At 66.4% G+C, this 26,100-nt stretch carries 18 protein-coding genes, 1 tRNA gene and 1 pseudogene; 10 read left to right on the forward strand and 10 right to left on the reverse strand.

All coding sequences use genetic code 11. The annotated features are described in order from the left end of the window. Positions 1-27: 27 nt before the first annotated feature. Positions 28-210, reverse strand: a complete 183-nt coding sequence (locus FHS28_RS06775; protein ID WP_088449875.1) for a hypothetical protein — start codon at positions 208-210, stop codon at positions 28-30. A gap of 116 nt (positions 211-326) precedes the next feature. On the opposite strand from FHS28_RS06775, the gene FHS28_RS06780 reads away from it, so the two are divergent. From FHS28_RS06780 to FHS28_RS24735, 4 genes and pseudogenes are all read left to right on the forward strand, one after another. Beyond that, on the forward strand, positions 327-953 hold the full coding sequence (locus tag FHS28_RS06780) for a phiTE_072 family protein (protein ID WP_088449876.1): 627 nt from the start codon (positions 327-329) through the stop codon (positions 951-953). Beyond that, positions 950-2,035, forward strand: coding sequence for a hypothetical protein (locus FHS28_RS24565; protein ID WP_310736753.1), 1,086 nt, complete (start codon positions 950-952; stop codon positions 2,033-2,035). Before FHS28_RS06780 ends, FHS28_RS24565 begins: the two co-directional genes overlap by 4 nt. Positions 2,036-2,082: 47 nt before the next feature. Further along, on the forward strand, positions 2,083-2,286 hold the full coding sequence (xisR, locus tag FHS28_RS06790; protein WP_088449881.1) for an excisionase family protein: 204 nt from the start codon (positions 2,083-2,085) through the stop codon (positions 2,284-2,286). Next, positions 2,265-3,263 (forward strand): annotated as a pseudogene (locus FHS28_RS24735) (Arm DNA-binding domain-containing protein); the annotation flags it as partial. The gene xisR and the pseudogene FHS28_RS24735, both read left to right, overlap by 22 nt. Positions 3,264-3,496: 233 nt before the next feature. Here the strand turns inward: FHS28_RS24735 and FHS28_RS06805 are convergent. The 3 genes from FHS28_RS06805 to FHS28_RS06815 form a co-directional block, all read right to left on the reverse strand. Beyond that, a tRNA-Val gene (locus tag FHS28_RS06805) sits at positions 3,497-3,573 on the reverse strand. A gap of 75 nt (positions 3,574-3,648) precedes the next feature. After that, positions 3,649-5,919 (reverse strand): RelA/SpoT family protein, encoded by a 2,271-nt coding sequence (locus FHS28_RS06810; RefSeq protein WP_088449882.1) that lies wholly within the window; start codon positions 5,917-5,919, stop codon positions 3,649-3,651. A 45-nt stretch (positions 5,920-5,964) separates the two neighbouring features. Next, the gene (locus tag FHS28_RS06815) at positions 5,965-6,837 is read right to left on the reverse strand and encodes an alpha/beta fold hydrolase (protein ID WP_088449883.1); all 873 of its coding nucleotides are present in this window, start codon (positions 6,835-6,837) and stop codon (positions 5,965-5,967) included. A 48-nt stretch (positions 6,838-6,885) separates the two neighbouring features. Between FHS28_RS06815 and FHS28_RS06820 the strand changes: the two genes are divergently transcribed. Then, a complete protein-coding gene (locus tag FHS28_RS06820; protein WP_088449884.1) occupies positions 6,886-7,668 on the forward strand; it encodes a 3-hydroxybutyrate dehydrogenase in 783 nt (260 codons plus the stop codon). A gap of 111 nt (positions 7,669-7,779) precedes the next feature. Here the strand turns inward: FHS28_RS06820 and FHS28_RS06825 are convergent, their stop codons facing one another. Continuing rightward, a complete protein-coding gene (locus FHS28_RS06825) occupies positions 7,780-8,517 on the reverse strand; it encodes an SIMPL domain-containing protein (RefSeq protein ID WP_246409694.1) in 738 nt (245 codons plus the stop codon). Between the two features lie 170 nt (positions 8,518-8,687). Here FHS28_RS06825 and ompR point away from each other — a divergent pair, with 170 nt between their 5' ends. Together ompR and FHS28_RS06835 are read left to right on the forward strand one after the other, a co-directional pair. Continuing rightward, positions 8,688-9,416, forward strand: a complete 729-nt coding sequence (gene ompR, locus FHS28_RS06830; RefSeq protein ID WP_058935902.1) for an osmolarity response regulator transcription factor OmpR — start codon at positions 8,688-8,690, stop codon at positions 9,414-9,416. 140 nt (positions 9,417-9,556) lie between these two features. Continuing rightward, entirely contained in the window at positions 9,557-10,882 is a 1,326-nt protein-coding gene (locus FHS28_RS06835; protein WP_088449885.1) for an ATP-binding protein, read from the forward strand. 107 nt (positions 10,883-10,989) lie between these two features. Here the strand turns inward: FHS28_RS06835 and ispF are convergent, their stop codons facing one another. The 3 genes from ispF to FHS28_RS06850 all read right to left on the reverse strand — a co-directional run bounded on the left by ispF (position 10,990) and on the right by FHS28_RS06850 (position 13,413). Continuing rightward, the gene (gene ispF / locus FHS28_RS06840; protein ID WP_088449886.1) at positions 10,990-11,481 is read right to left on the reverse strand and encodes a 2-C-methyl-D-erythritol 2,4-cyclodiphosphate synthase; all 492 of its coding nucleotides are present in this window, start codon (positions 11,479-11,481) and stop codon (positions 10,990-10,992) included. Between the two features lie 159 nt (positions 11,482-11,640). Continuing rightward, entirely contained in the window at positions 11,641-12,429 is a 789-nt protein-coding gene (ispD, locus tag FHS28_RS06845; RefSeq protein ID WP_088449887.1) for a 2-C-methyl-D-erythritol 4-phosphate cytidylyltransferase, read from the reverse strand. A gap of 21 nt (positions 12,430-12,450) precedes the next feature. Then, entirely contained in the window at positions 12,451-13,413 is a 963-nt protein-coding gene (locus FHS28_RS06850) for a bestrophin family protein (protein ID WP_088449888.1), read from the reverse strand. Positions 13,414-13,855: 442 nt separating this feature from the next. On the opposite strand from FHS28_RS06850, the gene FHS28_RS06855 reads away from it, so the two are divergent. Then, on the forward strand, positions 13,856-14,893 hold the full coding sequence (locus tag FHS28_RS06855; RefSeq protein ID WP_184294322.1) for an RNA methyltransferase: 1,038 nt from the start codon (positions 13,856-13,858) through the stop codon (positions 14,891-14,893). A gap of 98 nt (positions 14,894-14,991) precedes the next feature. Here FHS28_RS06855 and FHS28_RS06860 read toward each other — a convergent pair whose 3' ends face one another. Together FHS28_RS06860 and FHS28_RS06865 are read right to left on the reverse strand one after the other, a co-directional pair. Beyond that, positions 14,992-19,449, reverse strand: coding sequence for a YDG domain-containing protein (locus FHS28_RS06860; RefSeq protein ID WP_184294324.1), 4,458 nt, complete (start codon positions 19,447-19,449; stop codon positions 14,992-14,994). Between the two features lie 183 nt (positions 19,450-19,632). Next, positions 19,633-21,234: a ShlB/FhaC/HecB family hemolysin secretion/activation protein gene (locus FHS28_RS06865; protein WP_310736766.1), complete on the reverse strand. Its 1,602-nt coding sequence runs from the start codon at positions 21,232-21,234 to the stop codon at positions 19,633-19,635. Between the two features lie 357 nt (positions 21,235-21,591). On the opposite strand from FHS28_RS06865, the gene mfd reads away from it, so the two are divergent. Both mfd and serB read left to right on the forward strand, forming a co-directional pair. Further along, complete coding sequence (gene mfd / locus FHS28_RS06870) at positions 21,592-25,122, forward strand: transcription-repair coupling factor (RefSeq protein WP_088449892.1); 3,531 nt, start codon at positions 21,592-21,594, stop codon at positions 25,120-25,122. A 230-nt stretch (positions 25,123-25,352) separates the two neighbouring features. Beyond that, positions 25,353-26,057, forward strand: a complete 705-nt coding sequence (gene serB / locus FHS28_RS06875; protein WP_088449893.1) for a phosphoserine phosphatase SerB — start codon at positions 25,353-25,355, stop codon at positions 26,055-26,057. Positions 26,058-26,100 lie beyond the last annotated feature (43 nt).

A 26,100-nucleotide genomic window follows, 5' to 3' on the forward strand; every position in this document is an offset into this window, starting at 1 on the left:
GACAGCGAGATCGACTGGGATGCGGTCTCAGCAGACCTGCGCTCGCGCGCGGGCCGCAATACGCCATTGCTTCCGCAAGGCACGGCGGACGGTACTTTTGGAGCCGAACTCGATCACCAGTCGCCCGGCGAGGACGTCGCCCATCTGGCGACAGATGGCACCGGTCCATCCGGAGGGAGTCAATTCGAAGCGCGTGAAGTAGCCGTTCATGAAGATTTCCTTTCGATCGGGTCAATAGGACATGGATTGAATTCTCGGACCCGGCGCGCCGTCCACGGATACGACCTCCAGACACCCCGTCTAAAACCGATTCAGCAGGAGCCGCTATGAGCGTCACCAAGCACACCAACGCCGACGTCTACAGCGTGAAGAACAGGGGCGAGTGGGCGACCATCGTCGTGCGCGAGTGGTCCGACCGGCATGAGGACGGCAGCGAATGGCCGCGCGGCGAGATCCTGATCAATTCGACCTTCGGCAGCTGGTCCCAGTATTGGGGCGCGCCCGGCGTGCGCTTCAAGAAGTTCCTCATCGGCCTGAACTTTGACTACGTGTTCGGGCGCTTCATGGGTCACAGCCTGGAGCAGTTTGACGGCGATGCCAGCGTGGCAGGCATTCAGCGCAAGGTGCTTGAGATGCGGAGGCGCCGCATGGTCGGACGAGAGGAGGCGCGCTTCGTCTGGGACGAAATCGACAACCGATCCTACGAACTTTCCGAAGGCGAGGAATCCTTCATTACCGCCTGCGGCGAGATCCACCGGGAGTGCGAGGAGCCTTGGAGATCAGCCAAGCTGTCCAAGTTCGACCTGGCAGAACTTGCCACGATCTTCGATGAGCCGTGGTACGAGATCCAGAAGCGCGACGACCCGCAGGCGGTGGGCTTCTGGCGGGACCTGTGGCCCGAGTTCTGTGGCGCGCTGCGTGCAGAGCTAGAGCCAGCGAAGGAGGCGGCGTGAACTCACTGCCCCCGAGCCATGGCGGCCAGAGCATCCTTCCCCGCCTCCTCGGCGGCCAATCGGCTGTCGTACTCACCGTCCAACGGGATGGCAACGTCCGACACCTCATCGCCGCGGCGCCGCGTCACCACCAATACGGGCCGGAATTTACCCGCTCCGATCGGTTCCGCAAGCACTGCCGCGCTCCAGCCATCTTCATCCATTACAGATCTCTGGCGTCAGTTTTCCAGCTTGTCGATTTCGATCTTCGCCATAGCGATAGCACGCTCACCAACATCGTACGAGCTGCTCCCGAAAAGACCGCTGAAAAGGGAGGTTTGCCCTTGGGTGGGCCAAACGAGAAACGCATTTGCGGACCACTGCCCCTCCCCTTCCGGTTGTGCGGCATCGTGATGAACCTCGACCCTGATTCGATGGCCCCTGTGCGTCGCCAAGTGAATTCGGTACAGCGTCATAAAAACGTCTCCCACTACCAAGCCTTTGGCTCGCGTCAAGGATGCAGTGTCGGACTAGATATTGTTGAACTCGGCAGCATCAATTGCCCGCTCTGCAGCAGCAAACCCGGCATCGATCGCATCGTAAATCGTGAACTCGGTCGCTACGCGAAGCAGCTTGATGCTCCGGCTGTCTGGCCCGGCGCCAGTGACTTCGATGTGAACAGGGTAACGGTCGCGCGCGGTGTCGTAACCGGTAATCACGTCCACCTGGAATCCTCTGTAGCGGCTGCGGACCACCGTCCTTGCGCCAATTTCTATGGTCTCCCTTTTCATAGGAAGCCTCCCTTGAGAAAACCAGTCAACAAATTCGACTTGACGCCGCTGATCCTGCCACTGAAGGCGAGTTACTTCAATGAAATCCGGGAAGGTACTAAGCCAGAGGAGTTCCGCCTCGTGACGCCTTACTGGATTCGACGCTTAGTCGGCAAGGAGTTCAGCCACATCGAGTTCACCCTGGGCTATCCCGCGCGCAGCAATGCAGAGCGCCGGCTCATCCGCCCGTGGCGCGGCATGCGCATCGCAACCATCACCCACCCGCACTTCGGCACGGACCCGGTTGAGGTCTTCGCCATCCGTGCCAACTGAGGACTGACTCATGACCGACACCACACAAGCACAGGAAGGAGGAAAGAATGGCTGAGAGCGAAAACAGTGGCGGCTTCCGATTCGTCACCATCCGCAAAGCCGCTGAGCTGACTGGCCTGAGCGCCGGTGCCATCGAGAAGCGAATTGCCCGGGGCATCTGGGCCCGCGGCAAGCATTATCGGAAGGCCGATGACGGCCGGATCTGGATCGACATGAAAGAGGTTGAGAAATGGGTTCTGGAAGGGGTGTAGAGGTCCGCGGACATTCGATCCGCATCGGCTTCACCTTCGGCGGGGAGTACATCAAGGAGAGGCTGACCGCAAACGGCCAGGCCTTGCCACCTACGCCGAAGAACATCGCATACGCCGAGCGCGTCGCCGCAACGGTGCGGGACAGGATCCGCCACGGCACCTTCGTGCTGGCTGACTTCTTCCCCGACTCGCCGCGGGCGGCCGGCGCCAAGCAGGAGAAGCTGACCGTCTCAAAGCTGGCCGAGCTGTACCTCGCGTCGGTCGAAGGCCTTTCGCCGGCGACGGTCAGCCAGTACGCCAATGCGATCAACAACACCTGGGTCCCGATGCTGGGCCCAGCGACGGAAGTTGACAGCCTCACGGCCGCCGCCGTGGCTTCAAAGATCGGCGCGCACCCCTGGGCGTCGGCCAAGCTGAGGAACAACTACCTGATCCCGCTGCGCCGGATGTTTGCCCTCCACTTCACCGGAAAACGCCGAGAAGACAACCCGCTCGCCGAGGTGAAGAACTCCCGGACCAAGAAGAAGCTGCCGGACCCGCTGACGCTGGCAGAGCGCGACGCCATCCTGGCGGACATGGCCAAGCACTACGACGAGCGGGTCCACGCCTATTTCCAGTTCGCGTTCTTCACCGGCATGCGGCCAGAGGAACTCATCGCACTCCAGTGGGGCGACATCGACGCGCGCCACCAGGTCGCGCGGGTGCAGCGAGTGAAGACGTTCAAAGGGTGCGAGCGGGAGGAAACGAAGACGAAGCAGGACCGGGACGTGGATCTCTGCGAGCCGGCCCTGGCCGCGCTCAAGACGATGAAGAAGTACACCAAGGCCAAAGGGGCGGACTCGCCAGTCTTCGAGCATCCGGAGTTGCGCAAGCCTTGGCACGACGAGCGTAGCCAGCGCGACACCTATTGGAAGCCCTCGCTCAGGCGCTGCGGAATCCGCGCCCGGCGGGCCTATGCCACGCGCCACACGTTTTGCACGGCCCTGTGCATGGCTGGAGTGAATCCCATGTACGTGGCGGCCCAGGCCGGCCACAGCATCCAAGTTCTGTTCGATTCGTACGCCCGCTGGCTGTCGCGCAACGAGACCGGCTCGGAGAGGCTGCGCGCCGCACTGGCGCTACTTCCCACCGGCTTCCCACGGCCGCCAGAGCCAGAAACGGAAAACCCCGGTAATCCGTTGCATGACAACGAGTTACCGGGGTCTGTATTTGGTAGGCGCAATTGGATTCGAACCAACGACCCCCACCATGTCAAGGTGGTGCTCTAACCAACTGAGCTATGCGCCTGAAGAGCTTCGCAGTATAGCCCGGAAATTGAGCTTGTGCGAGATAACTTGTCGGTTTGCGCGATTAGCGTACGCGTCAACGCCGCCGCGCGCTTCTCACCCCGGAGATCTGCACCACCGCCGCCAAGGTCTGGTTCAAGCGCTGCGCATCACTCACCTCCACGGTGAAGCTCATGCGGGACAGGTCCGACCGCGCCGGCTTGCCTTTGCCGCTTTGCTGGTTCACTGCAATGACACTCAGCTTGTCCTTGGCAAACAGCTCCAGCACATCCCTGAGCAGCCCCGGCCGGTCCACCGCTTCCACCACCAGATCCACCGGATATTGCGCGGCCTTGCCGCCCTTCTCCGTTGGCGGCTCGCCCCAGTCCACCGCAATCACCCGCTCCGGCGCGCTGCGCGCCATCTCCCGCAGGTTGGCACAGTCGGCCCGGTGAATCGCCACGCCCTTGCCGCGGGTGACAAAACCGGTGATGGCATCCGGCGGCGCCGGGCGGCAGCACCGTGCCAGGCTCGTCAGCAGCGAATCCACCCCCACTACCAGCACGCCACCCTTGGGTGCACGGCCGTCCACCGCCGGTCCGCGGTTGTGCCGCTGCGCCAGCAAGGCGTCTTCGTCGGTTTCCGGGGCGGGCGGTCGCAGCAGCGTCTCGATATTGCGCAGGGAGTATTCGTCCTTGCCCACCACCTCAAACAGCGCATCCGCATTCCGGAATCCCAGCCGTCCCGCCAGATCTTCCAGCTTGATGGCGGTCTTGCCTTCCCGCTGAAGCAGCTTTTCCACCAGCTCGCGGCCCTTGGCAATCGTCTGGGCTTGCGCCTGCGCATTGAACCAGGCCCGCACCTTGGCCTTGCTGCGCGCGCTCTGCAGATATCCCAGTTCCGGGTTGAGCCAGTCCAGCGAGGGCCCGCCCTCCTTCAGCGCCACGATTTCCACCGTCTGCCCGCTCTTGAGCGGCGTGTTCAGCGGCACCATCTGCCCATCGACCTTGGCGCCCCGGCAGCGGTGACCCAGATCGGTATGCAGCGCATATGCGAAGTCCACCGCCGTCGCGTTGGCACACAGCTCCACCACATTGGCCTGCGGTGTGAACACATAGATGCGGTCGTCAAACGAAGGACCGCTTTCAGCGATGAAGTCGCGCTCCCAGGCCAGCAGCTGCCGCAACACCGCCTTGCGGGCCTGCGCGACCTGCTCTTCAAACTCCCCGGCGGCCGTGACCCCGGCATAGCCCTTGGTCCCGGCTTCCTTGTAGGCCCAGTGCGCCGCCACGCCATGCTCCGCATGCTCATGCATCGCGCGGGTCCGGATCTGCACTTCCATCGGCCGGCCGTCGGTGGCTACGACCACGGTGTGCAGCGACTGATAACCATTGGGCTTGGGCCGGGCGATGTAGTCGTCGAACTCGCCATCGACCGGCTGATACCACTCATGCAGGCGGGCCAGCACCGCATAGCAGTCGGCCACTTCCGGCACGATCACCCGCAGCGCACGCAGATCGAAGACGCGTTCCAGCGTCAGGCCCTTGCCCCGCATCTTTTTCCAGATGCTGTAGAGATGCTTGGGACGCCCCTGCACCTCCGCCTGCAGCCCCTGGGCGCGCAGCTGCGACTCCAGCGACGCACGCACCGCCTCGACCGACTGCTCCCGCTCCACCCGCTTTTCATGCAGGCCCTTGGCCAGCTGGTGATACTGCTCCGGCTCCAGGAAGCGGAAGGACAGATCCTCCAGTTCCCATTTGATCTGCCAGATGCCCAGCCGATTGGCCAGCGGCGCGAAGACCTGCAGCGACTCCGCCGCCAGTTCCCGGGGGCAGGCCGTCTTGCTCGCGGCGAACCACCGCAGGGTCTGCAGGCGGGAGGCCAGACGCAACAGCACCACCCGCAGATCGCGGGAGAACGCCAGCAGCATCTTGCGCACCAGCTCGGTCTGCTCCTGGCGGCGCTGGTCCTCGACCTTCGCTTCGCGGGCTGCGCGCTGGATCTGGACCAGACGCCGGGTGTGGCTCACCAGGCTGGCGTCGCTCTCCCCAAAGGCCTTGGCGACGATTTCTTCAGGCTTGTTGAGATAGTCCCCGGCATACACCAGGTAGGACGCCGCACGCATCGACGGCGCCGCGCCGACGCCCGCCAGGATCGCGGCGACCCCGTCCGCATGCTCGAGTGCCGGCTCGCCGGTATCCAGCACATGGCCGGCCAGCAGCGGCTCGGCAAAGGCCCGGGCGCGCTGGATCGGATCCACCGTTTCGGTTTTCACCGGCTGGGCCGCCGGCAGCCGGCTGGGCAGATCCCCATCGAGCAAGGCCACGATCGGCGCCTGCTCGGCCCGTAAGCCCAACTCTGTCTTCATATCGCCAACTTCATACTGCCAAGGCCCCGCGGGACCGTCGATCCCTCAACGCCTGCCCTCCTCCAGGAAGGCTTCCACCACCGCGATCTGCTCGGCGGTGACCAGCGTCGGCGCATGGCCGACCCCGGCGAATTCCACCACCCGCGCCCGCGGCCCGCGCAGCGTCATCGCCTGCGCAGTGGCGGCGGACAGCAGGTCGGACTCGGTACCCCGCAGCAGCAAGGTGGGGCAGCGCACGGCGTCATAGGCGGCCCAGAGCTGCGCTTCACCGGCCTTGGCCAGTTCGGGCGTCAGCCCGGCCAGGCCCTGGCCGATGCGCGGGTCGTAATGCAGGCGGCAGCGGTCGCCATCCGCCTTGAACATCGGGCGGGACAGTTCAAGCCACTGCTCGTCCGTGTGCGGTCCGAAGCCTTCGGAGATGCCGCGCAGGTATTCCGCCCCTTGCTGGCAGGTCTCAAACTGGGGCGCACGGCCCAGATAACCGGCAATGCGCTGCAGCGCCACATATTCGATGGTGGGGCCGACATCGTTCAGGATGAGCCGGCCCACCGGGCTGGACGGCATGGCCGACAGGGCCAGCCCGATCAGCCCCCCCATGGAGGTGCCCAGCCAGTCCACCTGGGAGACGCCCAGCCGGGCCAGCAGCGTGACCATGTCCGACACGTACTGCGGCAGCTGATAGTTCCGCGGATCGCCCAGCCAGTCGGACTCACCGCGCCCCACCACGTCCGGGCAGATGACGCGGTAGCGATCGCTCAGCCGGCGAGCCACCGCGTCGAAGTCGCGTCCCTGGCGGGACAGACCGTGGACGCAGACGAGCACGCGAGGATTGTCAGCCTGGCCCCACTCCCAGTAGGCCATCTGATGGAGTCCACAAGGGCTCAAGGCCTGGACTTTTTTCAACAAGGGTTCAGACATCGCTCGTATCCTTTGTGCCCATCCTAACAACCCTGAAGAGGACCTGGCATGTTGAAAGGCAAGACAGCATTGGTGACCGGTTCCACCAGTGGCATCGGCTTGGGGATTGCCCTGACGCTCGCGCGACAGGGCGCCCATGTGGTGCTCAACGGCTTTGGAGATTCCGAGGGCCCCATCAAGGAGGTCCAGGAAGCAGGCAAGGATCAGGCCACCCGTGTCGGGTACCACGGCGCCGACATGAGCAAGCCGGCCGACATTGAGGCCATGATGGCCTACATCGACAAGGAATTTGGTGGCTGCGACATCCTGGTGAACAACGCCGGCATCCAGTTCGTCGCCAACGTGGAAGATTTTCCTGCGGAGAAGTGGGACGCGATCATCGCCATCAACCTCTCCAGCGCCTTCCACACCATGCGGCTGGCGCTGCCCGGCATGAAGCAGCGTCAGTGGGGACGGATCATCAACATTGCCTCGACCCACGGGCTGGTCGCCTCGGCCGGTAAATCCGCCTATGTGGCCGCCAAGCACGGCCTGCTGGGGCTGACCAAATCCGCCGCGCTGGAAACCGCCCAACTGCCGGTGACGGTCAATGCCATCTGCCCCGGCTGGGTCCTCACACCGTTGGTGCAAAAGCAGATCGATGCGCGGGCGCAGAAGGAAGGCTTGGATCCGGATGAAGCGAAGCGGCAGCTGCTGGCCGAAAAGCAGCCCTCCCTGCAGTTCACCACGCCGGAAGAACTGGGCGCGCTCGCGGTCTTCCTGTGCTCCGACGCTGCCATCAACGTGCGGGGTCAGGCCTGGGCCATGGACGGCGGCTGGACGGCACAGTGACGGGCGGGCTGGCCCTTTCGAGCCAGCCCATCCACCTGATCCTGCCTGCCCACTTGGTTCAGGCAGTGCGGGCCCATGCAGCCCGTTCGGGCCAACGAACCCCGGTGCCGGTCAGCGCGTCATCACGACGTTGCCGTTGACCGTCACCGTGACGGTGGTCTTGCCGGACTCGACCGGCAGGGCCATGTCCGCCGCGGGCGCCGCCATGGTCTTCATGCGGGACAGGCCCACCATCTCCGGCGCGCCGCCATCGGTATTCACACTGACTTCGCCGATCTGGAAGCCCCGATAGCCGAACTGCTGGGCATACAGCCCCGCTTTGGTCTTGTAGTTGGCGATGGCATCAGCCACCACGCTCTGTTCCGCCTTTTCACGGGCTTCCCGCGACAGCCCATAGCTCACGTTGGCGATGTTCAACGAGGTGATGCGGCTGGTCAGGCGCGAAATGGCGTCCATGTCGCGGCCCTTCACCACCAGCTCCACACTGCCCTGCCAGCCGGTGATCTGCGGCTGGTTGCTCGCCTTGCCCGTTGGCTGGCCATAGCGCGGGTACACCGACAGGCTGCCGGCCTCCACATCCACCTGGCCGGGCTTGGCGACCTTGCGGGCTTCGGCCAGGGCTGCTTCAAGCGCCTGCTTCAGTTCCGTCTGCACGCCCCCGGGTTCCTTGCCCTCGCGAGTGGTCGAGAAGGTCAGCGACAGCATGTCGCGCGCCACTTCGATGCTGGCCGACGCCTGCAGATTCAGCACATCGGTGCGGCGTTCCGGCGCCTGTGCATGCGCCCAGGGCGCTGCGGCAGCCGCTGCGAGCAGGGTGCCCATCACCAACCAGTGTTGCTTTCGTGTCATGCGGGATCCTTCAAAGTCAGGGGTAACCAGCATAACGACACAGACAGCTGCCAAGGATCACCGCCGCCGTTACATAAGTTGTAACTAAGCCGTAAGGGCTGCTGCATCCCGCAAACAAGCCGAAAAAACGGCCTTACAGTGCCGCTGTTACAAATTCAGGAGTGGCCGCCATGCAGAGCAGCACCCGCCCCAACCGCGTCCTGGTCGTGGACGACGATGCACGCATTCGCGACCTGCTGCGCCGGTATCTGGCGCAAGAGGGATTTGAAGTCTTGCTGGCCGAGGACAGCAAGGCGCTGAACAAGCAGCTCACCCGAGAGACGGTCGATCTGATCGTGCTCGACCTGATGCTGCCTGGTGAGGACGGTCTGTCCATCTGCCGCCGACTGCGCGCGGCCGGGGACAGCACGCCCATCATCATGCTCACCGCGAAGGTCGAGGAAGTGGATCGCATCGTGGGTCTGGAAGTCGGCGCTGACGACTACCTGGCCAAGCCGTTCAATCCCCGCGAACTGCTGGCCCGCATCAATGCGGTGCTGCGTCGCCGTCCGCCGCCGGAAGCCCCGGGCGCGCCGTCGAAGGAGCCGATGACGGTGAACTTCGGCCCGTTCGAATTCGACCTGGCCCTGCGCCGGCTGTCGAAAAACGGCGAACCGGTGCCTCTGACGACCGGCGAGTTCTCGATGCTCAAGGCGCTGGTGCGCCATCCGCGTCAGCCGCTGTCCCGTGACAAGCTGGCGATGCTGGCCCGTGGCCGCGAGTTCGAACCCTTCGACCGCAGCCTGGACGTGCAGGTGTCGCGTCTGCGCAAGCTGCTGGAAGAAGATCCGGCCCAGCCGCGCTTCATCCAGACCGTCTGGGGCGTGGGCTACGTCTTCGTGCCTGACGAAGCGGCCTGAGTCCGAACGGGCCGCCCCCGGCTGCGCCTTCGGGCGTCGCCGCGGTGGGGCAGCCCGCAGCGTCCAGCCCAGGGCTGGTGGGGGGCGGTCCGCCCGCCTCCGCTCCACCAACGTAGACCGACGGAAAGCATTTACCCGCCGTGACCCCTCCCCGCTTAGCGCTCAACCTCTTCTGGCGAACCTTCGCATTGCTGGCCTTGCTGCTGGCGGCGGGTGTGCTGGCCTGGCAACAGACCTTCAAGGCGCTGGAAGCGGAGCCGAAGGCTCTGGAGGCTGCCCAGCAGCTCGCCGGGCTGGTCAACCTGTCTCGCGTGGCGCTGTCGAGCACCGATTCGATCAACCGCGTGGCGGTGGTGAAGTCGCTCGCGCGCAGCGAGGCGGTGCAGGTGGAGGTGGCCGAGACCACCGACCGCTGGATGCCCTACGAGAACACGCCGTTTGCCCAGCGCCTGCGTAAGGAGCTGGTCTCCAAGCTGGGCCCGCAGACGGTACTGGCCAGTGGACTGAACGGCGTGCCCGGCCTGTGGGTGCGGTTTGATGTGGGCCCGGACCAGTTCTGGCTCCAGACCAATCCCGCACCGCTGCAGGCCAACATGTCCAGCAACTGGTGGTGGATCGTCATTGCGCTGGGCGCCTCCCTGCTGGGTGCGGCGGCGATTGCACGGCTGATCAACCAGCCGCTGCGGGAACTGTCCATTGCCGCCAGCCGCATCCGCGAAGGCGAATATGACTCCCGCCTGGACGAAAGCACCCTCACCAGCGAAATTCGCGAGGTGAATATGGGCTTCAACCGGATGGCCCGCGAACTGGCCAAGATGGAAGAAGACCGCAGCGTGATGCTGGCGGGCATTTCGCATGACCTGCGCACGCCGCTGGCCCGCTTGCGGCTGGAAGCGGAGATGAGTGTCACCGATGAGCAGGCGCGCCAGTTCATTGCTCAGGACATCGACCAGCTCGACGCCATCATCAACAAGTTCATGGACTATGCGCGCCCGAGCGAACTGCAGCTGACGGCGATGAACCTGCGGGAACTGGTGGAGCGCGAGGCACAGGGCTTCCGCGACCCGGCGCAGATTCAGATCAGCGTGCGGCTCTCCGCGGCGCTGCGCATCTGGACCGACCCGACCGAGTTTGGTCGCATCCTGCTGAACCTGTTCGAGAACGCCCGGCGCTATGGTCGGCATGCCGACGAGCCGGCGCGGGTGGAAGTGACCGCCGAGGCGGACAGTGCCTGGGTGCTGCTCACCGTGCGGGACCACGGCCCAGGTGTGCCGCCGGACAAGCTGGCCAAGCTGACCACACCGTTTTATCGCGGCGACAGCGCCCGGACCGCCGCCACCGGTGCGGGCCTGGGGCTGGCCATCGTGGAGAAGTCGATCCAGCGGCTGGGCGCGCAACTGCGCCTGACCAATGCGGAAGACAGCGGATTCGTGGCGCAACTGCGCCTGAAGCGCGCGAATCCCTGAAGCGCGCGAATCCCTGAAGTCCGAGCCCGAAGCCTCGTCCCCCGAGGCTCCATCTTCCAGGCGCCACGGCGTGAAGCCCTGCGCCCCGACCAACCGTGGATGTGGTCTCAGCCCCTGGCGGCCACCAGCAGGCAAACCGCACGCGCTTCGATGGCACGCAACTCCCCTACCGGCCCCATCTTCTCGGCCGTCTTGGCCTTGACGTTGATCTGCTGCGCATCGATGCCCAGCACCTCGGCGAGCCGCTGACGCATCGCCGGAATGTGCGGTGCCATCTTCGGCGCCTGCGCAATGATGGTGCTGTCCAGATTGCCGATGACCCAGCCGGTCTCTTTGACGCGGCGATAGGCCTCGGCCAGCAGCACCATCGAATCGGCGCCCTTGAACTCCGCCGCAGTGTCGGGGAACAGCTTGCCGATGTCGCCCAGCGCCGCGGCACCGAGCAGCGCGTCGGTGATGGCATGCGCCAGCGCGTCCGCATCCGAGTGGCCCAGCAGGCCGTGGGTGTGAGGGATGGTCACCCCGCCGAGGATGAGCGGGCGGCCGGTCACAAGGGCATGGGTGTCCCAGCCTTCGCCGATACGGAATGGGGTTTGCATAGATCGGTCCAAAAGTTCTGCGTTGCTTTGAGAAAGGGCGCTGCCGCGGTTGGGAATGAAGGCCTGAGCGCGAGCTGCTTCCCGGCGGTTACCCTTCCCTCCGTCGCTGTAGGCCTGATGGCGTCAGCGCCCTCGTGATCGAATGGTTCTACGGCGACTTCACACGCTGGTGGGTCGGCTGCGCAACAAGCGCTCTGCCAATGCGAAGTCCGCGGGCCAGGTCACCTTGAAATTTTCCATCGACGCCTCGACCAGCAACGGCTGATGGCCCAGCGCTTCCACCGCGCTGGCTTCATCGGTCACGCCGTCCAGGCCGGCGGCGAGCGCCGGGGCGAGCAGGCCGAGGCGGAACATTTGAGGCGTCTGGGCGGCCCACTTGCCGCGCCGGTCTACGGTGGCAGCAACGCGAGGATGCGCAGAAGCGGCGCCGGCCGCACCAGCCGCACCAGCCGCACCAGCCGCACCAGCCGCACCAGCCGCACCAGCCGCCTTGAGCGTATCTGCCACCGGCAAAGCCAGCAAGCCGCCGACCTCATCGTCCTGGCAGGCGTCGATCAGACGATCCACCCAGGCCGGCTGCAGCAGGCAGCGTGCGGCGTCGTGCACCAGCACCCAGTCATGGGGGGCGACGCCGTGTTCGCGGAGCACCTGCAGGCCATTGGCCACCGTCTCGGCCCGCGTGTCACCGCCGCAGCGTGCCACCCAGGAGCGCGGCCCCTCAAAACCGGGCACCGCCTGCTCGAACTGGTCGTCCTCGGGCGACAGCACCACCAGCGTCGCTTCGATGCGCGGCACCGCCGCCAGGGCAGCGAGCGTGTGCGCCATCATGGCCTGCCCGGCCAGCGGCACATACTGCTTGGGACGGTCCGCGCCGGACCGGCTGCCGACACCCGCCGCGGGCACCAGCGCAAAACAACGAGGCACCACGCCTATCGGAAAGTCGCTCATGGGGCGTGATTGTGCCCCGGCTCAGGTGAGCAGATAGTCCACCGGCTTGAGGGGCGGCGGCACCTCGGGTTCACCCAGCGCCTGCAGCATGTCGATCTCGATGGCGCGGCAGATGGCGTCCATCGGCAGGTCATTGGGGCCATCGCCAAAAGGCTCTTCAATCTCGTCGCCCACCGCATCCAGCCCGAAGAAGGTGTAGGCCACGATGGCGACGACCAGCGGCGTCAGCCAGCCCATCGTGTCCACCAGGCCAAAGGGCAGCAGGAAGCAATAGAGGTAGGCGGTGCGGTGCAGCAGCAGGGTGTAGGCAAACGGCAGCGGCGAGCTCTGGATGCGTTCGCAGGCGGCGGCCGAGGCTGTCAGCCCGGCAAGCTGCGCCTCGATGGAAGTCGCCAGCACCGTGTCCAGGCGGCCCTGCCGGCGGCAGACCTGAAGCTGCTGCGCCAGCCGCAGCAGCAGGAAGGACGGCGGATTGCCAACCCTCGCGAGGGCCTCGCGGTCCGCCTCGGGCATCCAGTGGTCCCAGGCGGGATCGGGGCGGGTGAGCCCCCGCAGGTGCCGGCGCAGCGCATGCGCAAAGGCCGGCAGTTGTCGGACCATCCAGTTGCGGTCGTCCAGGATGCGCCGCAGGTGCGCGGTGGCGTGGCCGCTGCTGGTGCTGCTCTCGGGCTCCACCAGCGTCACGAGCTGACGGGCCAGGCTGCGGCAGCGCTGGAGCACATCGCCCCACATTTTGCGGGCTTCCCAATAGCGGTCGTAGCAGGCGTTGTTGCGAAAGCCCAGAAAGATTGCCAGTGGCAGGCCCATCAGGCTGAAGGGCAGCGCCGTGACCTGCAGCTTGTGGTCGAAGAAGGAGCCGTGGCTCACGGTGACCAGCACCGCCAGCAGGATGTTGGCGAGCAGCGTCCAGCGGATCGAGCGCAGGATCGAGCCCTTCATGATGAAGAACAGATGGAGGCCGGAGGGGCGGTCGCGGACGATCATGGCGGACGGGCGGACGGGCGGACGGACGGACGGACGGACGGGACTGGCGGAACGAGCGGAACGAACCGAAGGTGCGGGGCGGCCGGGAGGCTGACAAAGACTGGCTGGAGTGCGCGCTGCCGGCCAGATTCGGCGCCGGCGGAGGCGTCTCACTGCCCTTCGCGACCCTCCATGCACAATCCACAGGGAACAAATCGGCGAGAATTCGCGACGCCTGTGAAGTTCCCCGGGGCCGTCTCCCGGTCGAATGGCGCGCAGCTTAGCGCGGTTCGACCTGACCGCGTGCCAGCCTTCGCACCGCCGTTGGGTCCGCCGTTGGGTCCGCCGTTTGATCCGCCGTTCAATACGACGTTTGATCCGCCGGTTGATCCGCCGTTGGCTCACGGGTCGCTGGTCGCCCGACGGATTCCGCTCTTCCCCCTCCTTATTTCCACGCCGCACCGTGTTTTCCATCGCAGACCTCGAGCAACGACTCGCCGCCCTCGGCGCCAATGCCGCGCATCGGCAGCGGGTGATGCGCCACTGGGTGCAGGCGCTGCCACTCACGCAGGGCCGGCGTCAGCTCGAGCATTACCTGCCGCATGCGCTGCTGGCGGCCCTGCCGGCGCTGATGGCCGAGCTGGAAGGATTGGCGACGCTGGTCGAATCGCATCCGGGCGCGGACGGCTCCGCCCGTCTGCTGGTCCGCCTCGGCGACGGCCAGACGGTGGAAAGTGTGCTGCTGCCGCGTGACGGCCTGTGTGTCTCCAGCCAGGTCGGCTGTGCGGTGGGCTGCCAGTTCTGCATGACCGGTCGGGATGGACTGATCCGTCAGGTGACCAGCGCCGAGATCGTGGCGCAGGTGGCCCTCGCCCGCCGGCAGCGTGCGGTCAAGAAGGTGGTCTTTATGGGCATGGGCGAACCCTCCCATAACCTGGAAGCGGTCATGGAGGCCATCGAGGTGCTGGGCACGGTGGGCAACATCGGCCACAAGAACCTGGTGTTTTCCACCGTGGGCGACCCGCGGGTGTTTGAGCGCCTGGCGCGAGGTCCCGTGAAGCCGGCGCTCGCGCTGTCCCTGCACACCACCAAGGACGCGCTGCGGCGGGAACTGCTGCCGCGCGCACCGCGCCTGACACCCGCAGACATTGTGGACGCCGGGGAGCGGTATGCCCGCGAAACGGGCTACCCCATCCAGTACCAGTGGACCCTGCTGGACGGCGTCAACGACGGGGATGATGAGCTGGACGCCATCGTCACCCTGCTCAAGGGCAAATACGGCGTGCTGAACATGATCCCCTACAACAGCGTGCCGGAACTGCCCTTCCAGCGCCCCGACTGGGACAAGGCGCGCGACATTGCGCGGCGTCTCCACCAGCGGGGTGTTCTGACCAAGCTGCGGGATTCCGCCGGGCAGGATGTGGACGGCGGCTGTGGGCAGCTGCGGGCGCGGGCCGCGCAGCCGCGCAAGCGCACGGTCGCGATCCAGCCCGCGCGCTGACACCGACACCGCCGGTGTGGACGTCGTCGGTCTTTGACGACGAGACACCCGGCGGCTGCGGCAGCTGCGGCAGCGACACCATGGCGTGCCAGCGTCGCTTACTCGCCGTCTTCCATCAGGTGCTGCGTGGGCACCTGGATGCCACGCTGTCGCACCACCAGTGCCGGCGTCGACGGCTTCGTGCCGGCCTCGGAGGTCTGGCCCGGCAGCGCGCCTGCGGTGCCCAGGCGTGCGTCCAGCACGGCGCCGCAACCCCGGCCCGGTCCGCTGCACAGCCATTCGCCGCTCGTGCTGGGCAGCGGCAATGGCGCTTTCACGATGGCCAGCGTGGTGAGCGTTGGTACGTCCAGCACATAGTTGCCGGCGCCGGGCCCCTGGATGGCGAGATCCGCCAGCGTCGCGGCCCGGGGCAGGCCCTCGGCCGGACCCCAGCGCAGCGAACCGGCCACCACCTGGATCGGATCGATCCCCAGCGCATCGTGGCCGATCGGCAGGGTCTGCGGGCGCAGGGACTTGCTGAACTCGACCGACGACGGCGCGGTGACATGCAGCACCCGCGGCAGGATATGGGCGGAGGTCTGCCAGCTCGGCGCGTCCAGCCGGTAGTTGCCCGCGTCGTCGCCGATCAGTTGCCAGCCGGCAGAAGTCACCGTCTTGTCCTTGCCCGCATTGGCGTCCGCAAAACGGTGGGTGCCGTCCACCAGTTGCAGATGGTCCCCGGCGAGCCGGTCGTCACCGAACGCCACCGACGCGTCGCGCTTGCCGTCGTAGACCTTGTCTGCGGCGGTCACACCCACTTTCAGCGTACGCGGCGTCACGGCGGCCTGCGTGGTCAGCGGGTCCTCGGTGACGCGATAGTTCGACGCATCGTCCCCGGACAGCCGGATGCCCGTCACCGTCACCGTCTTGTCCCTACCCACATGGCGCGTGTCGAATTCGCCGGTCAGTGCCACCGTGAGCTGGTCGCCGCGCACACGGTCGTCGCCGCCGGCGGACACGTCGGCCCGCACCGTCTGGTCGTAGATCTTGTCCAGCGCGGCGAGCTGGCTGAGCGTGAGCAGGCGCTGGTCGATGGCCGCGGTGGTCGTGGCGCCGGCCCCTTCCAACCGATAGTTGGCGGCGTCGGCGCCGGTCAGGCCGATCTGGTTCACCGTGACCGTCTTGCCGGTGCCGGCGTACTTGTCGTCGAAGCTGGCCGTGGTGTGGATCTGCAGCTCGTCGCCGGCTACCCGGTCGTCGGTGGCGTAGCGGGTTTGCGCCACCCGGTTGCCGTCATAGACCTTGTCGCTGGCGGTCAGGCCGCCGAGTGTCAGCAGACGCGGATCGATGGTGGCACGGGTCGTGTCGCCGCTGACCTCGACCACATAGTTGTCCGCGTCAATGCCGGACAGGGTCACGCCGTTCACCGTCACCAGCTTGTTGGTGCCGGCCTGCTTGTTGCTGAAGCTGCCGACGGCAGAGACCTGCACCTGGTCGCCGGCCACCCGGTCGTTGCGCGCATAACGCACCTCGGCGACCGCGTTGCCGTCGTAGAGCTTGTCCTGCGCGGACAGGCCGGCCAGTGACAGGACACGCCGGTCAATGGTCGCCGTGGTGAACAGGCCTGCCTTCTGTACGAGGTAGTCGCCAGCATTGGCGCCCGACAGGCGGATGTCATCCACCGTGACGCGCTTGCCGATGCCCGCCTGCTTGGAGTCGAAGCTGGCGGTGGTGCTGAACTGCAGGTCATCACCGGCCACGCGGTCGTCGCTGCCGATCTGCACCTGCGCCACCCGCGTCCCGTCGTACACCTTGTTCTGGCCGGCGAGGTTGCTGACCACCAGCTGCCGCCGGGTGATCTCCGCCGTGGTGGTCCGCGGAGCATCGTCGATGCGGTAGTTGCCCGCATCAGCGCCGGAAAGATCCAGCTGCGTGACGGTCACCAGCTTGCCGGTACCGGCGTGGGCACTGTCGAATTGCGCCGTGACGTTCACCGACAGCTCATCCCCGCTCAGCCGGTTATTGCCGCCATAACTGACCGTCGCAGCCCGGGTGCCATCGTAGACCTTGGTCTGGCCGGTCAGCTCACTCAGCGTCAGGGTGCGGCGGGTGATGTCGGCAGCGGTGAAGATCTCCGAGGTCGTCGCCTCATAGTTGCGGGCGTCCGTGCCGGTCAATGCCACGGTCCCCACCTGCACCCGCTTGTTGACGCCGACGTCCTTGCTGGAGAAGGTGCCCTTGGCCTCGGCCTCGACGACATCGCCTGCCACGCGGTCGTCCCGGACGAAACCGACCGTGGCGGCGGTCGTGCCGTCGTAGATCTTGTCCTCAGCGAAGGCGCCGACGAGATTCAGGCGACGCCGGGTGATGTCGGCCTGAGCGGTCAGCCCGCTGGTGTCTGCCGTGTAGTTGGCGGCGTCGGCGCCCTCGAGCCGGACACTCTGGATGGTGATCTGCTTGCCGGTGCCGACGTTCTTGTCCGCGAAACTGCCGGTGGCGGCGAGCGTCAGCTGATCGCCTTGCACGCGGTCGTCCGCGCCGATCTGTGCCGTGGCGGTGGTCAGACCGTCGTAGACCTTGCTGGTGCCGGTCAGCTGGCTGACGCGCAGGGTGCGCGGGGTGATGTCAGCGGTCGACGTCGCCGTCAGTGCAACGCCCTGCCGCAGCAGGTCTGCCTGGCGACCCGGTTCTGCCGTGTCAAAGCCGGAGACGGCGTACCGCACCCTCACTTCCTTGCCGGTGCCCACGCCCTTGTCGGCAAAGCTGCCGGAAGTGGCCAGCTCTAGATTGCTGCCGGACAGATCGAGACCGGTCACGGTGGCCGACTGCAGCGGCGCCGACGAGGTCCCGTCGTAGACCTTGTTGCTGGCGGTGGCCGTACCAGCGAAGAGCGGCGACTCGATGGACAACGCACCGGCCCGGACGGTGGTCAGGACCATCTCTCCGGCGTTGGCATCACCGGCTACGCCGCCCACCTTCAGGCTCACGTTGCCGCCGGTGACGAGCGAAGCGTTGGCAGCCATGCGAATCGCGCCCTGCCCGGTGCCACGACCCGCCTGGAGGTCGACATCCTTGGCGTTGGCCACGAGGGTGAGCGGTGTCGTGCCCGTGCGGAAGGTGCTGTTGATCAACACCGAACGCCCAGCCGTCAGCGACAGTCTGCCGCCGGCTGCATCGCTGGCAAGATTGCTGGCCAGTGTCAGGTCCTGAGCGGCACGCAGATCCACGGTGCTGCGATGTTCATTCAGCCACACCAAGAGATCGGCCACGGGCATCTGGTTGATGCCCCCGCTGCTACCGACCGTGAACGAAGGTGCGGTCAGCCGGATGGCGCCCGCGCCCGCGCCCGCACCCGCCCCCTCACCGGTCGCGCGAAGGGCTGCACCGGCCCCCCAGGTCAGGGAGGTGGCACCGTCGATCTCGATGGAGCCCCCTTGGGCGGACCCGGAGACGTCCACCGAAGCGCCGATCTGAAGCGCCCCACCCGATCGCAACAGGGCCGCCCCCCCGGAGCCGCCCGTTCCCTCCAGGCTGATGGCGCCGTTCACGGCCAGGTCGCCGGAGGACTGAATCTGGATCTGGCCGCCACTCCCCTCCTCCGCATTGGCCTGGATGGTGCTGCCCATCTGCACCGTGCCGCCCTGAACCTCGACTCGCCCCCCTTGAGAGCGGCCCGAAGCGTTCATGAGTCCGGTGGTCGTCACCCGCTGGGTGCCGGCGTCCAGAACGATGCGTCCGCCCGCCCCGTCGATGAGGCTGTCCGCTCGAATGATTCCGGACTGGTTGATCCCCGCGGACCCGTTGGTTCCCTTCAGCAGCAGCACCACCTCGCCGCCCTGCCCAAACAGCGACCCTGAATTGGTGATGGCGGCGTCCGGGGTGGTCTCCGATGCCGTCACCCAGTCCCGCCGTTCCGGGGCGATTCGAACCTGATCGCCAGCGACGAGTGCAATGCGCCCGCCACTGCCGGCGTCCAGCACCCCTTCGTTCGAAACATCGCTCCCGATCAGCGCCACATATGCGTCATTGCGCGGTGTGTTGGCCGCAATGCTGCCTTGGTTGATCACCCTCGCCGTGGAGCTGCCCGTGAATCGATAGTTCCCGCCGAGGAACTGGTCGTTGTCGATGGCCCGCGTGGACACCACCAGGCTGCCCAGCGACACATTCGCCGTGCCGGACATCAACACCCCATTGGGGTTGACGAGGAACACCCGCCCATTGCCGGTGATCGTGCCGGCGATCGTGCTGAGCGTCGTCCCCGTCACCCGGTTCAGCGCCACCGCATCGACGTTGGGCTGCACGAACCTGACGGTATTGCCGGCGCCCACGTTGAAGTCGGTCCAGTTGGTGATGAGCCGCTGGGTGCCCTGCGTGAGGGTCACTGAATTGGCCGTGCGCGCGATATCCGCCTGCCCTGACACGATGGTGGCCGTCCCGGGCAAGGCCTGCGCCATGGCCTGGCTGAGCAGCGACAGCGCAAACAGCCCGCCCGCACAGGAGCTCGAGCGCAGCGCCGCGCGGGACCAGCGGGTGCCGCGTTCAGCGGAGCGGCGCGACACACGGATGGAGGCGTTCATCGCCGAACGATCCAGAGACGGCCCAGCGCAAAGGGCGGAAGCGGAAGCAGACAACGCATCACGCCGGACGGATGCAAGGGAGACAGTCATGAAGAACCTTTATTCAGTGAATCTTGGGAATCTCGAAACACACGTTGGGGGCCGGTGGGTGCGCGGGCGGACCAGCCGCGCCCCCGGCCCGGTCTACAGCTGATAACCGACGGTCAGCCAGAACTGCACCGCGTTCGCGCCCGGGTCGGACTGCGGAGCGTTCCGGTCCGGACCCAGCCGCCAGCCCGCCGTGCTTTGCACAGCCCATGCACCTTTGTTCACCCGCAGTCCCAGCCCAGCACCGGACAAGGTGCGGCTGTTGCGGCCTTCCACCCAGGGCTGGTGATTGATCTGCACCCGCCCGGCATCGACGAACAGGAAAGGCTGGAACACCCCCCACTGCCGCCGCACTTCCATCTGCGCCAGGGCGCCGTCATCCCCGCTGCCCTCGGACGTCGGCCAGGCGCGGACGCCGTTCGGCCCGCCCAGCACCCACTTCCTGGACGGATCCAGATTGCGGTTGCCCACCTGTCCCGCCACTCGACCAAAGATCTGCCAGTCGCCGATCGGCTTGAGCATTGCCACGTCCATGCCCAGCAGCAGGTAGCCGCCGGCGGTCTGTGCGGTGAGCGCATCGATCTCCTGCGACAGGTGGTCCTTGATGCGGACGCGGCCGGTCTCTGCCGACACCCGTCCCCACATCGCCCCGCCGCCGGACAGCCACTGCGCGCCTTGCAGCGTGTTCACCCAGGCCAGGGCGGAGCGCCGGTCTTCGATCTCGAACAAAGCCTGGCGGTTGGAGATCTGCTGCGCCTGCAACCCGGAGGACCAGGACACGCGACGACGCTGCGTCACCTGCAGCGGCACGGTCAGCGTGCCGCTCACGGTGCTGACCTTGCCGCTGGCGCCCAGGATGTCGAACTCCCGGCCCAGTTCATACCGGCTGAAGCCGGTCGTCAGATCCAGCCGCATGCCTTGAGCGCCCAACGGCAGCCCATATCCCAGCTGGGCCTGACCGCCGCCTTCATCGCCGGTCCCGGCCGCGACGGTCAGCTGGTCGCCCAGCACCAGGAGCCGGTTGACGTAGACATTGCCGACGACCCGGTTCCGGCCGGCGTAACGGTTGCCGTGGTTGTCCACACGGAGCTCGCCGCCCCAGGTGGGGCCCGGGTGGATGTCCACCGAAACGTCCGCATCGCCGACCGCCGCGCCGGGGGACAGCGTGGCCTGCGCCCGCACGCCGGGCAGCTCCGACAGCAGCAGCATCTGCCGCTCCAGTTCCGGGCCGATGGGCAGGCCAGGTTTGAGCGGTGCCATCCAGCCGGCGGCTTCGCTGGCCAGCGGCCCCTGGCTGGCCACCTGGCCATACCGCCCTTCCACCACCTGGATGCGCAGGATGCCTTCGCTCAGGTCCTGCGGTGGCAGGAAGGCGACGGCCAGCGGCCGGCCGGCCTCCTGCACCGCCCCTTGCACCTGTTCCGCCAGGGCCCGCATCTGACGCAGCGTCAAACCTTCTTCAGGCAGCGGCGACAGGCGTTGTTCCCAGGCCTCATCCGGGATGACGGTGCTGCCTTCCACCACCACCTGGGTGAGCACCACCCTGCGCCCTTCGACGCCTTTGGCCTCCTGGGCCAGGCGCGGGTCTTCCGGACGCGAAAGGTCCTGCGGACGCTTGGGGGTGGGCGGCGGGGCCGGGTCTTGCCGCAGCAAGCCGGCGTCCGGCAGGCCGGCTTGCGCCAGCACGGGCGCCGGCACAGCTGACAACCCGCCGACCAACAGGGCGACGGCCAGGGCCACCCCGCGGACCGTGGGCGGAGATGAAATCGATGACAGACAGGACCGATGCGCCGACCACGGCGCGAGCGAAGACACGAGGTTCACAGAGGAGGAATGCGGAGTTGCCGATGGCCTTCATTCTCAAAACGCCCTCGCCGACGACCAATTGCCTCCATGGGTGAGTCACCCCCTCGGACCCCGCCGAAACCCGTCACAAGTTCCCCCGTCCGAGGCAGGAACCTGATCCCGTGTTCATCCACCCCGCACGCACGCGGGTTGCCCACACTCCCTACAATCCCGTCACGCCCCTCTCGGGGCTGTCTTCATTTGTGCGCCATGCAGCTGTCTTCCATCGCCCCCGGTAAACGCTTCACACAACCCCGCCCCATCGGTTCCGCCGACGCGCTGTTGCTGGCGACCTTCGCCCAGCAGCAACTGGCCGCCGGACGCCTGACCGTGGTGGTGACCGCCGAGCCCGGGGACATCCAGCGGCTGGAAGATGAGCTCAAGTTCTTCGCCCCCGGCCTGCGGGTGGCGGTTTTCCCCGACTGGGAGACGCTGCCGTATGACAACTTCAGTCCCCATCAGGACCTGATCTCCGAGCGACTGGCCACGCTGTGGCGCCTGCTGCAGGCCAATGGACGCGGCGTGGCCGACCGCGACCTGGATGTGGTGCTGCTGCCCGCCACCACCGCCCTCACCCGCCTCGCGCCGCCCGCCTTTCTGGCGGCCACCACCTTCAATTTCAAGCAGAAGCAGCGGCTGGATGAATCGGCGCTGAAGCAGCAGCTGACGCTGGGCGGCTACCAGCATTTGAGCCAGGTGGTGTCGCCCGGTGAATATGCGGTGCGCGGCGGCCTGATCGACCTGTTCCCGATGGGCTCGAACGTGCCCTACCGGGTGGACCTGTTCGGCGACGAGGTGGACTCGATCCGCGTCTTCGACCCGGACAGCCAGCGCAGCCTCTATCCGGTGCCGGACGTGCGCCTGCTGCCCGGCCGCGAGTTTCCGATGGACGAGGCCTCACGCAAGGCCTTCCGGGCCCGCTGGCGCGAGAAGATGGACGGCGACCCGACCCGGTCGCGCATCTACAAGGACATCGACACCGGCATCGCCACCGCCGGCATCGAGTACTACCTGCCGCTGTTCTTCGACCAGGTGGCCACCCTGTTCGATTACCTGCCCGCCGAGGCCGGCCTGGTGCTGCACGGCGAAGTGGACGAGGCGCTGCAGCGCTTCTGGGCGGACACACGCGAGCGCCATCGCTTCCTGCAGCATGACCCCGAGCGGCCCATCCTGCCGCCGGAAGAGATCTATCTCCGACCGGAAGACTTCTTTGGCGCGACGCACCGGCATGCGGTGCTGTCCGTCCGCGGCCGCGAACCGGTGGACTATGCCCGGCCGCTCCCGGATGTGAGCGTGGAGCGCGGTGCGCAGGAGCCGCTGGCGCGGCTGGCCGGCCACCTCAAGAGCACCTCCCATCGGGTGCTGCTGCTGGCGGAAAGCGAAGGCCGTCGGGAAAGCCTGCTGGAGCTGCTGCGGGACAACAAGATCGATCCGCCCTCGGTGAAGGACCTGGCGGAGTTCCTGGCCGGCAACGAGCGCTTTGCCATCACGGCCGCACCGCTGGCCGCCGGCTTCAGCTGGTTGAATCCGTCGGTAACGCCCGCCGGCACGGTGACCGGCGCTGCGGCAGAGGCGAAGGCCCAGGCAGGTACTGCCGACGATCCCGTCATCCTTCAACTCTTCACCGAAACCGAACTCTTCGCCACCACGCCGACCACCCGGCGGCGTCGCAAGCAGGAGCAGGTCAGTGACGTCAATGCACTGATCAAGGACCTCTCCGAACTCAAGGTCGGCGATCCGGTGGTGCACACCAGCCACGGCATTGGCCGTTATCTGGGCCTGATCAACATCGACCTGGGCGAAGGCCCCAGCGAATTCCTGCACCTGGAATATGCCGACAAGGCCACGCTCTATGTGCCGGTGGCCCAACTGCACCTGATCAGCCGCTATACCGGCGTCAGCCCGGAAGAGGCGCCGCTTCACAAGCTGGGGTCGGGCCAATGGGACAAGGCCCGCCGCAAGGCCGCCGAACAGGTGCGCGACACCGCCGCCGAACTGCTCAACCTCTATGCACGGCGCGCGGCTCGCGAAGGCCATGCCTTCCGCTACTCGCCACACGACTACGAGGCCTTTGCCGCCAGCTTCGGCTTCGAAGAAACGCCGGACCAGCGCGCGGCCATCCATGCGGTGATCCAGGACATGATCAGCCCACGTCCGATGGACCGTCTGGTCTGCGGCGACGTGGGCTTCGGCAAGACCGAGGTCGCTTTGCGGGCTGCGTTTGTTGCGGTGATGGGCGGCAAGCAGGTGGCGGTACTGGCGCCCACCACGCTGCTGGCCGAGCAGCACTTCCAGAACATCGCGGACCGTTTCGGCAAATGGCCGGTCAAGGTGGCGGAAATGAGCCGCTTCCGCTCCACCAAGGAAATCAAGGCCGCGATGGAAGGCCTGGCGGATGGCTCGATCGACATCGTCATCGGCACCCACAAGCTGTTGTCGGCCGATGTGAAGTTCAAACGCCTGGGCCTGTTGGTGATTGACGAAGAACACCGCTTTGGCGTCCGCCACAAGGAAGCGATGAAGGCGATGCGGGCCGAGGTCGATGTGCTGACCCTGACCGCCACGCCCATCCCGCGGACCCTGGGTATGGCGCTGGAAGGCCTGCGGGACCTGAGTGTCATCGCCACCGCGCCGCAACGCCGGCTCGCGATCAAGACCTTCGTGCGCAGCGAAAACAGCGGCACCATCCGCGAAGCGGTGCTGCGGGAACTCAAGCGCGGCGGCCAGGTCTACTTCCTGCACAACGAAGTGGAGACCATCGAGAACCGCCGCATGAAGCTGCAGGAGCTGCTGCCCGAGGCCCGCATCGTTGTGGCCCACGGGCAGATGCCGGAGCGGGAGCTGGAGCGGGTGATGCGGGAGTTCGTGGGCGGCAAGCACAACCTGCTGCTGTGCTCCACCATCATCGAGACCGGCATCGACGTGCCCAGTGCCAACACCATTGTGATCAGCCGCGCGGACAAGTTCGGCCTCGCGCAGTTGCATCAGCTGCGGGGCCGCGTGGGCCGTTCCCACCATCAGGCCTACGCCTACCTGATGGTGCCGGACATCGAAGGCCTGACCAAACAGGCGGCGCAGCGCCTGGAGGCGATCCAGAACATGGAAGAGCTGGGCTCTGGTTTCTACCTGGCGATGCACGACCTGGAAATCCGTGGTGCCGGCGAAGTGCTGGGCGAGAACCAGAGCGGCAACATGATGGAAGTGGGCTTCCAGCTCTACAACGACATGCTGTCCGAGGCGGTGCGCTCCCTTAAGGCGGGTCGTGAACCGGATCTGCTCAGCCCGCTGTCCGCCACCACCGAGATCAACCTGCATGCGCCAGCGCTGCTGCCGGACGCGTACTGCGGCGATGTGCATCAGCGCCTGTCGCTCTACAAGCGGCTGGCCACGGCTGACAAGGCGGATCAGATCGATGCCATGCTGGAAGAGATCACCGACCGGTTTGGCAAGCTGCCGCCACAGGGCCAGACCCTGTTCGACACCCACCGGCTGCGGGTGCTGGCCAAGCCCTACGGGGTGCTGAAGATTGATGCGGCGCCCACCGTCATCAACATCAACTTCCGTCCGAATCCGCCGATTGATGCCTTGCGGGTGATCGAGCTGGTGCAGAAGAATCGCAACATCAAGCTGGTGGGCAATGAGAAGCTGCGCATCGACAAAGCGCTGACCGATCCCAAGGACCGCGCTCAGGCAGTGCGCGAAGTGCTGCGGCTGTTGGGGGCGCCGACGACGACGGCGTGATGCGTTCTAGGGATGCGCTCACGTGATGCGTTCACGTAATGCGCGTTCATGGAGTGCGCGTCTGCGTGATGGAGCTCCAGGTCATGCATCGCCATCCAGGCCCGATGACGACGCGGGGCGGCGTCAGTTAAGCTGACGCCCGGTCGGTTTTCTACCGTCCGCTCCGGTCCCCGCCCGTTCTGTGTCGCTCTCCTTCATTTTTGTCCATTCCCTTCAAACGAGTGCCCGCCATGTCCGCCGAGCTGTCCCCGCTGGTCCTTCAACATGTCACCCCGCCGCTGCGCCTGAGCGACTTCCGTCTGGCTGCCTTCGACATGGATTCGACGCTGATCTCGATCGAATGCATCGACGAGATCGCCGATGTGGCCGGCAAGAAGGCGGAAGTGGCGGCCATCACCGAAGCGGCGATGCGGGGCGAGATCACCGATTTCAAGGACAGCCTGCGCCGCCGTCTGGCCCTGCTCAAGGGGGTACCCGCCACGGCGCTGGACGAAGTGCTGCATCAGCGCCTGCGCTTCAACCCCGGCGCAGAGACGCTCTGCGCCGCACTTAAGGCTGCGGGTCTAAAACTGGTGCTGGTGTCGGGAGGATTCACCTTCTTCGCGCGGCATGTGGCCGAGCGACTGGGCATCGATTTCATGCGCAGCAATGAGCTGGAGATCGTGAACGGCCACCTGACCGGCGGGCTCTGCATGCAGGACTGGGGCGACATCTGCGACGGCGAAGAGAAGCGCCGCATGATGCTGTCCTGCGCCGAGCAGATCGGCGCCACGCCGGCCCAGTGCATCGCCGTGGGCGACGGGGCCAATGACCTGATCATGATGGGCGCTGCAGGGCTGTCCGTGGCCTATCACGCCAAGCCGAAGGTGCGCGAGCAGGCGATGGTCGCCATCCATGACGGCGGGCTGGACCGGCTGTTGACGGTGTTTGCGTAAAGGGCGCTGGGGGGCGGCGCTGGGGGCGCTGAGGCGCTGGGTC

Source organism: Roseateles terrae (assembly GCF_014192155.1).
Lineage (GTDB): Bacteria > Pseudomonadota > Gammaproteobacteria > Burkholderiales > Burkholderiaceae_C > Roseateles > Roseateles terrae.